This is a genomic window from Atopobacter sp. AH10, assembly GCF_003664595.1.
Taxonomy (GTDB): Bacteria; Bacillota; Bacilli; order Lactobacillales; family Aerococcaceae; genus Atopobacter.
Genome location: NZ_QXPZ01000008.1, coordinates 49,986 through 63,445, shown reverse-complemented (window position 1 = coordinate 63,445; position 13,460 = coordinate 49,986). Strand labels below are relative to the sequence as shown.

The 13,460-nt window shown below is 43.4% G+C and carries 6 protein-coding genes; all 6 read left to right on the top strand.

Translation table 11 applies throughout. The features are described from left to right. Positions 1 to 361: 361 nt before the first annotated feature. Positions 362 to 1,162 carry a TIGR02206 family membrane protein gene (locus tag D3H64_RS02490; protein WP_121564522.1) on the top strand — a complete coding sequence of 267 codons (801 nt, stop codon included), beginning with the start codon at positions 362 to 364 and terminating at the stop codon, positions 1,160 to 1,162. Between the two features lie 681 nt (positions 1,163 to 1,843). Further along, entirely contained in the window at positions 1,844 to 2,257 is a 414-nt protein-coding gene (rpsL, locus tag D3H64_RS02485) for a 30S ribosomal protein S12 (protein ID WP_121564520.1), read from the top strand. Between the two features lie 29 nt (positions 2,258 to 2,286). Continuing rightward, entirely contained in the window at positions 2,287 to 2,757 is a 471-nt protein-coding gene (rpsG, locus tag D3H64_RS02480; protein ID WP_121564518.1) for a 30S ribosomal protein S7, read from the top strand. A 52-nt stretch (positions 2,758 to 2,809) separates the two neighbouring features. Beyond that, entirely contained in the window at positions 2,810 to 4,903 is a 2,094-nt protein-coding gene (gene fusA / locus D3H64_RS02475) for an elongation factor G (protein WP_121564516.1), read from the top strand. A gap of 126 nt (positions 4,904 to 5,029) precedes the next feature. Beyond that, positions 5,030 to 6,214 carry an elongation factor Tu gene (gene tuf, locus D3H64_RS02470; protein ID WP_121564514.1) on the top strand — a complete coding sequence of 395 codons (1,185 nt, stop codon included), beginning with the start codon at positions 5,030 to 5,032 and terminating at the stop codon, positions 6,212 to 6,214. A gap of 681 nt (positions 6,215 to 6,895) precedes the next feature. Beyond that, positions 6,896 to 13,291, top strand: a complete 6,396-nt coding sequence (locus D3H64_RS02465; protein WP_121564512.1) for an LPXTG cell wall anchor domain-containing protein — start codon at positions 6,896 to 6,898, stop codon at positions 13,289 to 13,291. The last annotated feature ends 169 nt before the right edge of the window (positions 13,292 to 13,460 follow it).

Sequence of the window (13,460 nt, the reverse complement as noted above, 5' to 3'; positions counted from 1 at the left end):
TAAAATCCTGGGATCATTTTTATTGGTACGGGTATTGTCCAAAAGATACTTGTTGAATTAGCCCTTAGAAAGTAAAAACGTTCTGGGGGATATAAAGAGAAGAGGCGGTAAAATAGCTACAGGCACAGCTATAACCGTCTCTTCTTATGCTAGAGATCAGATTTAGGGATAGCTTATAGACCATAAGAAAAGCCCTAACCTAGCGCTAGGGGAACACTTTTCAAACTTTGGATAGCCCCCAAGAAACAAGGCAGACACTCTTATCAATTTTTTAAGCTTTTTTCTTGCGCTTTTTGATACAATAAGAAAAGAAATGTGCTTGAGGGATGACCCTCAATTGATCAATTTAAAGGAGTAAGTAATGAGTTTTTTTAAAGAATTTTTCCGTCCAGAAGAAGATGGGTTTATTTTCCAGCCATTTTCTTTTTGGCACTATGTGTTGATTGTCACCTTGCTTTCAGGCGCTTGGATCATTTTTAAGCATCGTGAACACATTCGTCAAAATAAGCGCTTGAATCACTGGCTTAAAGTCAGCTTTATCGTGATGGCTGTATTAGATCAATTCCTCTATATGTATTTCTGCTTCTTCTTAAGGAAGGACGGTTGGGTAGAAGGTTTACCCCTTTATTCCTGCCGAGCAGCTCTCTATATGGGCGTTATTGCTTTAATCACAGACTTTAAACCATTGAAAGGTGTGACTGTTTATTGGGGCTTATTCGGGGGCGTGTTACCGATGATTCAACCCGATATGCTACATTATTCATGGCCACATTTTACCAATGTGCATTTCTTTATTTTCCATTTCATGATTTTCTGGCTAGCCAACTACTTCCTATTTGTAGATGGGTATGATTTTGATGCAAAGAGCTACCGCTATGCCTTTTTAGTAGTGAATGCCTTCCTGACCTTTACCTTGATCGTCAATATGTTGGTTGGGGCAAATTATGCCTATATGTTCCATAGTCCAGTTCTTAAAGGCTTGTTTGACCGTTTGCCGAAAGTGCTTTACGTAGCTTTCATCTATGGGGTATACAATAGCTTAGTGTTCTTGGTTCATGCGACTTGTTTGAAACTATCCTTGCCAGATTTAGCCAAAGCCTCTGCTTTAAGGTCTTTAGCAGGAGAAGAAGATGCCTGTCTAGCGAGTGAACAGCAGGATTAAGAAAGTGGATCAGTCGATCGGGATTGCTGTTCAGAAAATGCTGATGGTTGGTCAGTAAACGAGGATTGCTGGTCAGAAAAATGCTGAATGTTGGTTAGAAAACGAGGGTTGCTGATCAGAAAATTCTTGAAGACAAGCGACAAGATGTCGTAAAAACACTTAACGATGGTGAAAAAGACATTGAACGATGGTGAAAATAACTATTGAGCGATGTCGTAAAAACCAATGAATGATGGTAAAAATTATCGAACGATAAAGAGACAAAAAGGAGGAAATAACCTCCTTTTTTGCTTTATTAGGTCAAAATGACCTAGAGTAAATAGGTTTAGACAGGGATTACCGTCAGCTGACGGCAGATCTAGAAGACTGGCTGAATGATCTAGAAGTTTGCCTGAATGATCCAGAAGTCTAGTTGAATGATCCAGAAGTCTGGCTGAAGAAAATTTAAAATGAAAGAGCAAAAAAGGTTTGACAGCTTATAGTCAACATGATATTCTATCTTAGGTGTCTTTATTCACTGGTTGATAGAATCAGACGTGCTGAATAGGATGAAGGCCCAGAGACAGCTTTACAGGTGTCGTTTTTTTACAAAAAGAAAAAACACGCCTGGCAATGTGTACAAGGCTAAAGGCCAGATAACACAAAAAATAGACAAATGATCTACTGAAGGAGGAAGAACTGATGCCTACAATTAATCAGTTGGTTCGGAAAGGACGTCACAGTCACGTCGAAAAATCCAAATCACCAGCGCTTAACAAAGGGTATAACAGCTTTAAGAAATCACAAACAAACACGAACTCTCCTCAAAAACGTGGAGTTTGCACTCGTGTTGGGACAATGACACCTAAGAAACCTAACTCTGCTTTGCGTAAATACGCTCGTGTGCGCTTGTCCAACTTAATCGAAGTGACAGCTTACATTCCAGGGATTGGCCACAACTTGCAAGAACACAGTGTGGTATTGATCCGTGGGGGCCGTGTAAAAGACTTGCCAGGGGTTCGTTACCATATCGTCCGCGGTGCTTTAGATACTGCTGGTGTGGACAACCGTCGTCAATCACGTTCTAAATATGGAACGAAGAAACCTAAAAAATAAACCATTAATCATTGAAAGGAGTGCTTTGAATGCCTCGTAAAGGTCCAGTCGCAAAGCGCGATGTTTTACCAGATCCAATTTACAATTCTAAGCTCGTTACGCGTTGTATTAACCGTTTGATGGTTGATGGGAAACGCGGGAAAGCTGCAACTATTTTATACCAAGCTTTCGAAATCATTAAAGAAGATACAGGGAACAACCCAATCGAAGTTTTCGACGAAGCAATGAAGAACGTTATGCCTGTTCTTGAAGTTAAAGCTCGTCGTATCGGTGGTTCTAACTACCAAGTTCCAGTTGAAGTACGTCCTGACCGTCGTACAGCTTTAGCTCTTCGTTGGTTAGTTAACTACGCTCGTTTGCGTGGGGAAGGCACTATGGAAGTTCGTTTAGCTCGTGAAATCATGGACGCTGCAAACAACACAGGGGCTTCTGTACGTAAACGTGAAGAAGTACATCGTATGGCTGAAGCTAACAAAGCTTTTGCTCATTACAGATGGTAATTTTTACCAGTACATCCTTTATTATTTAAGAAAGAGAGGGTCCTATTAAACTATGGCTACTAGAGACTTTTCACTAGAAAACACTCGTAACATTGGTATCATGGCCCACATCGACGCCGGTAAAACAACTTGTACCGAGCGTATCTTGTACTACACTGGTAAAATCCATAAAATTGGTGAAACCCATGAAGGGGCTTCTCAAATGGACTGGATGGAACAGGAACAAGAACGTGGGATTACCATTACCTCTGCTGCTACAACTGCTCAATGGAAGGGCAACCGGATCAACATCATCGATACTCCAGGGCACGTGGACTTCACTGTCGAAGTAGAACGTTCTCTACGGGTTCTTGACGGGGCGGTAACAATTTTGGACGCTCAATCTGGTGTAGAACCTCAAACAGAAACTGTATGGCGCCAAGCAACAACTTACGGTGTACCTCGTATCGTGTTTGTGAACAAGATGGACAAGATTGGTGCAGACTTCTTATACTCTGTAAAAACTTTGCATGACCGTCTTCAAGCTAACGCTCATCCAGTTCAATTACCAATCGGTTCAGAAGATAACTTCAAAGGGGTTATCGACTTAATCCATCAAAAAGCCTACATCTACGAAGATGACTTGGGTACAGTTATTGATGAAGAAGATATTCCAGAAGACTACAAAGAACTTGCTTTAGAATGGCGCGACAAATTAGTTGAAGCTGTAGCTGAAACTGATGAAGATTTGATGATGGCTTATCTTGAAGGAGAAGAAATCTCTGAAGAAGACTTAAAAGCTGCTATCCGTCGGGCTACTTTGAAAGTAGAATTCTACCCAGTATTTGCTGGTTCTGCCTTCAAGAATAAAGGGGTTCAACCTCTTCTTGATGGGGTTATTGACTACCTACCAGCTCCAACTGACGTTGAAGCTATCAAGGGCGTACGTCCCGGTGAAGGTGGCGAAGAAGTTGTTCGTCATGCTAGTGATGATGAACCATTTGCAGCCCTAGCCTTCAAGGTAATGACAGACCCTTATGTTGGTCGTTTAACTTTCTTCCGTGTTTACTCTGGTACATTGAAGTCTGGTTCTTACGTCCAAAATGCAACTAAGGGCAAACGTGAACGTGTTGGTCGTATCCTATTGATGCACGCTAACTCTCGTTCAGAAGTTGACCAAGTCTTTGCAGGGGACATCGCAGCTGCTGTTGGTTTGAAGGATACAGGTACAGGTGACTCCTTAACTGACGTAGATGACCAAGTAATCTTGGAATCTATGGAATTCCCAGAACCAGTTATCGAAGTAGCTATTGAACCTAAATCTAAAGCTGACCAAGACAAGATGTCTATCGCTCTTCAAAAACTATCTGAAGAAGACCCAACCTTCCGTGCATCTACTGACCAAGAAACTGGTCAAACTATCATTGCCGGGATGGGTGAATTGCACTTGGATATCATCGTTGACCGTTTGAAACGTGAATTCAAGGTGGAAGCTACTGTAGGTGCTCCTCAAGTATCCTACCGTGAAACCTTCCGTCAAGCTACTCAAGCTGAAGGTAAATTCGTTCGTCAATCTGGTGGTAAAGGGCAATATGGTCACGTTTGGATTGAATTCACACCAAACGAAGAAGGCGCAGGTTTCGAATTCGAAAACGCCATCGTTGGTGGGGTTGTGCCTCGTGAATACATTCCAGCTGTTGAAGCAGGTTTGAAAGACTCTATGGAAAATGGTGTCTTGGCTGGCTTCCCAATGGTTGACATTAAGGCTAAACTTTATGATGGTTCTTACCATGATGTCGACTCCAGTGAAACAGCCTTCAAAGTTGCTGCTTCTATGGCTTTACGTGCTGCCGCTAAGACAGCTAAACCAGTTATTTTGGAACCTATCATGGCAGTTGAAATCACTGTTCCAGAAGAATACTTCGGGGACGTTATGGGTCATGTCAATGCTCGTCGTGGGCAAATTGAAGGGACCGAAATGCGGGCTAATGCTCAAATCATCAAAGCGATGATCCCATTATCAGAAATGTTTGGTTATGCAACAACTCTACGTTCTGCAACTCAAGGTCGTGGGACATTCACTATGCAATTTGATCACTATTCTGATCTACCTAAGAGCATCCAAGAAGAGATCATTGAAAAATATGGTCATAAGAAATCTGAGTAAGTCTTATCAGTAAGAAAATAGGTGGGAATAGTTGACTATTCCCACTGTTACTCGGTATAATCTAATTAGCTAGGCGTTTTTTCAAACGTTTAAACTAACACCTAAATTTAGGAGGAATTAAGACATATGGCAAAAGAAAAATACGATCGTTCTAAACCCCATTTGAATATTGGGACCATCGGACACGTTGACCATGGTAAAACAACTTTAACAGCAGCTATTACTTCTGTATTAGCTAAGAAAGGTTACGCAGAAGTTTCTGACTACGCTTCTATCGATAAAGCTCCTGAAGAACGCGAACGCGGTATCACTATCAACACTTCTCACGTTGAATACCAAACTGACGCACGTCACTACGCTCACGTTGACTGCCCAGGCCACGCGGACTACGTTAAAAACATGATCACTGGTGCTGCCCAAATGGACGGTGCGATCTTGGTTGTATCTGCTGCTGACGGTCCAATGCCTCAAACACGTGAACACATCCTCTTGTCTCGCCAAGTAGGTGTTCCTTACATCGTTGTATTCTTGAACAAGATGGACTTAGTTGACGACCCTGAATTGGTTGAATTGGTTGAAATGGAAATCCGTGACCTATTGTCTGAATATGACTTCCCAGGTGACGATATTCCAATTATCGCTGGTTCTGCTTTGAAAGCTATCGAAGGCGATCCAGAATACGAACAAAAGATTTTGGACTTGATGGATGCTGTTGACGAATACATCCCAACTCCAGAACGTGAAACTGACTTGCCATTCATGATGCCAGTCGAAGACGTATTCTCTATCACTGGTCGTGGTACTGTTGCAACTGGTCGTGTTGAACGTGGGACTATTAAAGTCGGCGACGAAGTTGAAATCGTTGGTATCGAAGACACTCAAAAGACTACTGTTACAGGTGTTGAAATGTTCCGTAAATTACTTGACTTCGCTCAAGCTGGGGACAACATTGGTACTCTTCTTCGTGGGATTACTCGTGAACACATCCAACGTGGTCAAGTATTGGCTCAACCAGGGACAATCACTCCACATACTAAATTCAAAGCTGAAGTTTACGTATTGACTAAAGAAGAAGGTGGACGTCACACTCCATTCTTCTCTAACTACCGTCCACAATTCTACTTCCGTACAACTGATATCACAGGTGTTGTAGAATTGCCAGAAGGTACTGAAATGGTTATGCCTGGTGACAACGTTACTATGGAAGTAGAATTGATCCACCCAATCGCTATCGAAGAAGGTACTAAATTCTCTATCCGTGAAGGTGGCCGTACTGTAGGTGCCGGCGTTGTTTCTCAAATCGAAGGCTAATTAACGATTTAAGTTAATTAAGCGTTTGTCGATGCGTCAATTTTTGGAAAGCTAACTTTCCACCCTATGTTCAGACAGATAGCACTCTCTTTTGAGGGTGCTTTTTTATTTGCCTTTTTTGACAGAACTTCATCCATGAAAAAGATGTTGGCTTTTCACCGACAAGGAAAAGCATAAAGCCTGAAGAAGAGGGTATCTCTTTTTTGGACTTGTTGATCTAGAGAAGTTGCTTGGGTCATTATGTTTAAGTGACGGATCCCATCAGCTAACTATAATACCTCATCTCTTACTAGCAACTTGGGGATTATCCTAGTCAACTTTACTTTTTGACTAAGGCAAGGGCTGTCTAAAAAGTGAAAGTGAATTCTCTAGATTTCCTTTGTTGACTCCTTGTTTTGTATACAAAGCTTTGAAGATTGAAGATAAATGCTTTACAAAAATTAGAACTATTCTTTAAAAAGAGATTAAATCTATTGATAAAAATAGAAGAATTTGCAAAAATAAAATTGATAGCGGTTACTTATTTCTGTGGACTTTGTGTGGAAAAAAGCGAGGAGAGTTTGTAGGACGGGAAGGCTTTATGGTCGATCTCGTCAATGGGTGAAACAGTGTCTAATAGGGGAAAGTCATCTCATCCTTCTAAAGATAGATGACTGGTCTAAAGGGGTAAGGAGGATTGCGATGATTAAGAAAGATAAGTCGGATCTTGTAAAACGTAGATTAAAGCAGGGATCTGAAGAAAAGCTAGTGTTGAATCCATGGGTAAAAAGAGTGGGGCAGGTGACTTTAACCACCACCATTCTTTGCCTAGGTGCTTGTCAGTTGGTCTTGGCAGCAGAAGCAAATGAAGAAAGCAATAAACCTAAAATAGCTCGTGAGGAACGTGTAGGAAACCATTCGGCAAGTGAGGAGCTTGCTCCTTCTGGTAGGGAAGATCCTGTTTCTAACGAGCCTGTGGAAGGAAATGGCTCTCAAGCAGGTATTGGAAATGAGAATGCGGAAGTTTTGAAAGATAGAAGAAATGACGGTTTATCCGACGAGAATAAACCGGCTAAAGAAAGTGACGCTCACGCTTCATCCGAAAAGCGAGAAAATAGCGGGGGGGTAGCTTTATCTGATAAGGAGAAAAAAGATCCTAATGGAGACTTGCCAATAACTGATAAAGTATACCCTTCTTCTCAGGACGATGAAAAGGACAAGGGCGAGGAGTCTAATGAAAGACGTGATAAGGTCGATAAAGTGTCTCGTCCAACTCTCAGTCAGCCTGTAAATGATAGGGAAAATCTTCTTGAACGCCATGAGGGTAGCTCTCTTGATAGGAGTCCACTTCCCTCAAGTGTTTTGACTGCTTTGAGAAGTGATCCCTCGCAACAAGTGGATACCGTGGTTGAGCTCAAAACAGAAGGATTTGGCGATAAGCCATTCGATTGGAATTTGTTACCGGATAAGAAAGTGACCGTTAAATTCCGATATACGAAGACAGATCCTGCAATCGTTGATTTTCAGCAGACTCTTGAATTTACAAAAGAAGGGACAAAATCCACCTATGTAGGCTGGCCTACTGTAGGGATAGAAGCAGCCTCAGTTTATGCGGAAATAGGGACAAGGCGTGTCCAATTTATCTCATCTTCTTCGACTGGTCAGGATGGAAAGTTGACCTTTAAGGTGACCTTGAGAGAATTACCAGATATCACAACGACATTTGAAGTTCGCTATCAAGATGCTTATGGGAAGGACTTAGAAAGTAGCGATTTGCCTTCTGAAACAGATACGATGCCCAAGTTTAAAGTGAAGATTAAAGAGAAATGCGAGCTTACTTTGCCGAATAAGAATGTCGATTTTGATTTACAAAACGATGATGATTTGGAAGAACAAGGGCTTTTTAGCGTGGATGAAATAGTTTCTATTACCGATACTATAAATGAAGTTGACTTGCGCAATCCATCGAATGTGACTGAAGTTACCATTGATGGTAAAAAGGAAGGAGATTTGACCATTGGGGATAAGCTCTATCATTATCTAATCTCCTATGATCCAAATGATGGGCATATTCGTATTCTTTTGACCTACCGTCCAAAGTGTCTTATCCCTGAAAAGGATGATCAAGATAAATTGCCAGCCCCCCCACAAGGCTATAAACGGGTAAGTTTTAACGCTAAAGGGGAAACGTTGGGTAAAAAGAAGGTCGACGGTGAATTTAAAGAAGGAGAAAGTCTTAGAGTTTTAGATATAAGAGCAGATCTGAAATGGACGGACTCAGACCTACAAGAGGCGATCAAAGACTTATTTGATGAGGATCTCCCTGCTATTTATAAAAATAAGGATCAAGAAAAGAAAGTTGACACGACCTATAAATTCAATAAATGGAATGAAGATATTTCAAAAAAGGATGAAGCAGTAGACACGAAAGAATTTCATGCCATTTATGAAGAAAAAGCCTATGTGCTCACAGAAGAGCCGAAAATAGCCAATGGGTCTGGTCAAAATGTAACAGATAGCGATTATGTCAAAGTGACCTTTGATCCGACTGGTAAAGGCTCAATTGGGTCATCTAATGACAGTTCAGCCCTCACGTATTGGGTCTTAAAAGATAGAACATGGGATCAAATTAAAGGCTACAAAAAAGATCCGAGCGATGAAAAACCAGTATTTGTCATTCCAACGCCAAAGTGGGATGCTAGTCATGATGGCGTTGATCGGAACTTCTTAGCTTGGAAGGAAAACGGCCAACAATACCTCTATCAAAATGGGCAACATGCTTTAGCGACTACCTTAACGGGTCAAGTCAATGGGGATAGGACCTTCACAGCACGTTTTAAAGCAGATGACTTTGTTTACTATACCCCGAAAAATGCTGATCAAGCAACTTCTTCGACAGATCAGAACGTTCCTACAGAAGACGCCTCGGGGAATGAAATCGACAAAGAGGATTACCATATCATTGCCTTCAAGGTAGAGGATGGGACTAAAGCCACTCTGAATAAGGGTGACGTGATTGACAAAAAAAAGAAAGCCACGGTTATTTCCGTCCTTGTGCGAAAAGGGACAAAATGGAAAAAGGATATTTATCCTAATGTGGAAGTAGAAAAGGATTATAAACTCTGGTATTGGCAAGATAGTCAAGGGAAGGTTTGGACGGCTGAGGAAGATGGAGAAATTGCTAATGGTGAAGTATTAACAGCCTATCTGATCAAGAATGGTCAAGATATAAGCAAGGAAGATCTTTCGAAACACCCTCTTCCTCAAGATCAAGTCTACAAGCTGACCCTTCAAAAAGACGACAAGTCCATTGCGGATGATAATTCTGATTCAAATCAATCCCAATACAATAAGACCTATGCGATCTTTAAGGGATCTAGCTTGAGTCAAGCTGGAATTACTCTTACGGCACCAAAAGCAAAAGAAGGCTTCAAAGATCCGAAATGGTATAAGGGTCAGGAGGAAACAGGCAAGGAAGATATTAGCTCAGAAACTATTAATCAAGATACTGTCTTCAAAGCCTCAGCAACCGCTCAAACGACCGCCGAACGTCTACAAGAAAAATCTGCCCTAGTCGCTAAGACGATAGCTGTCTTCAAGAATGATGCGATCACTTGGAAGGATGGTTTAAGCCTGAACGAGGGCTTGACGCAAGATGAAAAAGCAGCTGTAGAGCAAGCTTTGAAAGATGCCACAGTGACGGATGTGACAAACCCAGCTCGGACGAGTAATGGGAAAGGTGAATTCAAGGGTACGTTGAAAGTGACCTTTAAAGATGGCTCAAGCCTATCGATTGACAATCAATTCCTCTTGGTTTATGAAAATGGCACGACTTACCCAGAAGCTGGGAAGGTTATCCCAAAGGATGGAGTCAAGGTAACCTTTAGCCGAGACGAAGACTCTGTGGAAGAAGAAGGCTTCACGAATCTCAAGCCAATTTTAGTGAAGAAGGGGACGACTGTTCCAGAGAACAAATTCCCACAAGCTAAGGTGAAGGCAGGCTATAAGAACATGACTTGGGCACCAGAGAAGGCCAAAGAAGTGGATCAAGATCAAGAATTCAAAGCCTCAGCGACTGCCAAAACGACCGCCGAACGCCTACAAGAGAAATCCGCCTTAGTCGCTAAGACGATAGTGGTCTTCAAGGGGGATACTATCACTTGGAAGGATGGTTTAGGTCTGAAAGATGGCTTGACGAAAGAAGAAAAAGCAGCTGTTGAGGAAGCTTTGAAAGATGCCACGGTGACCGATGCGACAAACCCAGCTCGGACGAGTGGCAAAGAGGGCGAATTCAAGGGTACGTTGAAAGTGACCTTTAAAGATGGTTCAAGCCTCTCTATCGACAAGCAAACGCTCTTGGTTTATGAAAATGGCACGACTTACCCTGAAGATGGGAAGGTTATTCCAAAAGATGGAGTCAAGGTGACCTTTAGCCGAGACGATAAGTCTGTGGAAGCAGAAGGTTTCGAAAACATTTCTCCACTCTTAGTGAAGAAAGGGACGGCTATTCCATCGGACAAATTCCCACAAGCTAAGGCTAAGTCAGGTTATAAGAATCTGACTTGGGCACCAGAGAAGGCCAAAGAAGTGGATCAAGATACTGTCTTTAAAGCTTCAGCAACTGCTCAAACGACCGCCGAACGTCTACAAGAGAAATCTGCCTTAGTCGCTAAGACGATAGCTGTCTTCAAGGGCGATGATATCACTTGGAAGGACGGTTTAGGTCTGAAAGAGGGCTTGACGGATGAAGATCAGAAAGCTGTCGAGCAAGCTTTGAAAGATGCCACAGTGACTGATGTGACAGATCCAGCTCGGACGAGTAATGGGAAAGGTGAATTCAAGGGTACCTTGAAAGTGACCTTTGCGGATAAATCAGTTTTGGAAATTAAGGAACAAACTCTCTTGGTTTATGAAAATGGCACGCCTTACCCAGAAGCAGGGAAAGTTATTCCAAAGGATGGAGTCAAGGTGACCTTTAGCCGAGACGATGCATCTGTGGCAGAAGAAGGCTTCACTAATATCACGCCACTCTTAGTGAAGAAGGGGACGGCTGTTCCATCGGACAAATTCCCACAAGCTAAGGCTAAGGCGGGCTATAAGAACCTGACTTGGACGCCAGACAAGGATCAAAAAGTGGATCAAGATAAAGAATTCAAAGCTTCAGCGACTGCCAAAACGACCGCCGAACGTCTACAAGAAAAATCTGCCCTAGTCGCTAAGACGATAGCTGTCTTCAAGAATGATGCGATCACTTGGAAGGATGGTTTAGGTCTGAAAGAGGGCTTGACGGAAGAAGAAAAAGTAGCTGTCGAGAAAGCTTTGAAAGATGCCACGGTGACAGATGCGACAAGCCCAACTCGGACGAGTAATGCGAAAGGCGAATTCAAGGGTACGTTGAAAGTGACCTTTGCGGATAAATCAGTTTTGGAAATTAAGGATCAAACTCTCCTGGTTTATGAAAATAAACAAGAAATAACGACCGAGAACAAGGATAAGCCGAAACCGTCGAATTCCGTCCTTGTTGAGTATAAAAAAGGAGAAGGTATACAAGCTCTTGAACCAGACAATAAGCAAATCCTCGTTAAAATAGGCACAAGCTTAGAAAAAACCGATTTTCCAGCTACTAGACTGTCGGAAGGATACGAAGGGCCAGTGCAATGGACCGGGAATGGAGATAATGAAGGCTTAACGGTGTCGAAGACAAATAACATCTTTACAGCGAAAGCGACGAAGAAAGCTCCGTTGCCACCAAAACCAGATGATGGTGAGAAACCAACTCCACCGAAACCGGGCGATGGTGACAAGCCAACGCCACCGAAACCAGACGATGGTGAGAAACCAACTCCGCCTAAGCCAGACGATGGTGATAAGCCAACTCCGCCTAAGCCAGACGACGGAGATAAGCCAACACCGCCAAAACCGGACGATGAGGGCGAAAAACCAACGCCGCCAAAACCAGACGACGGCGGAAAACCAACGCCGCCAAAACCAGACGACGGCGGAAAACCAACACCGCCAAAACCGGATGATGAGGGCGATAAGCCAACTCCACCGAAACCGGGCGATGGTGACAAGCCAACGCCACCGAAACCAGACGATGGTGAGAAACCAACTCCGCCTAAGCCAGACGATGGTGATAAGCCAACGCCGCCTAAGCCAGACGACGGAGATAAGCCAACACCGCCAAAACCGGACGATGAGGGCGAAAAACCAACGCCGCCAAAACCAGACGACGGCGGAAAACCAACGCCGCCAAAACCAGACGACGGCGGAAAACCAACACCGCCAAAACCGGATGATGAGGGCGATAAGCCAACGCCACCTAAGCCAGACGAAGAGGGCGAAAAACCAACGCCACCAAAACCGGACGATGGAGGCAAACCAACGCCACCAAAACCGGACGATGGTGAAAAGCCAACTCCACCGAAACCAGACGACGGTGAGAAGCCAACTCCGCCTAAACCAGACGATGGAGGCAAACCAACGCCACCTAAGCCAGACGATGGAGAGAAACCGACTCCACCAAAACCGGACGATGGTGAAAAGCCAACTCCACCGAAACCAGACGACGGTGAGAAGCCAACTCCGCCTAAACCAGACGATGGAGGCAAACCAACGCCACCTAAGCCAGACGATGAGGGCGACAAGCCAACACCACCGAAACCGGACGATGGTGACAAGCCAACTCCACCAAAACCAGACGATGAGGGTGGTGACAAGCCGACGCCACCGAAGCCGGACGATGGCGAGAAACCAACGCCACCGAAGCCAGGAGGAGGAACGGATAAGCCGACTCCAGAGCCTGGTGGAGATGAGCAAAAGCCAAAGCCAGATAAAGGGGATCAAAAACATCCTGAAAAGCCAGTAAATCCTAATGGGGACAAGCCTTCTGGAAAAGATCAAAACAGTCATGGCTCAACTGGTCATAAAAAAGGTCAAGTTGGAAGTGAATCCACTACGGCAACTCCTGCAGGCAATAAGGCTTCGGGCACTTTGCCTCAAACTGGTAGTGAAGAAACAGCTCTATCAACATTATGGGGAATGCTTTCTCTAGCGGCTGCTGCTTGTGTGAAACGTTTAAAAGGGAAAAAAGACTAAAAGATAACACAAGGCACGTCTAGTAGCTGAAAAGAAATGGATAGTAGCTAAAAGGAACTGAATAATAGCCAAATAATAGCAAGATTAGTACAAACTATAGTAAAGAAAAATAGCTGAATCCATCAGACCCTCTTAGTCAGGCGCTTGAAAAAGATGCCTACTTCTAAGA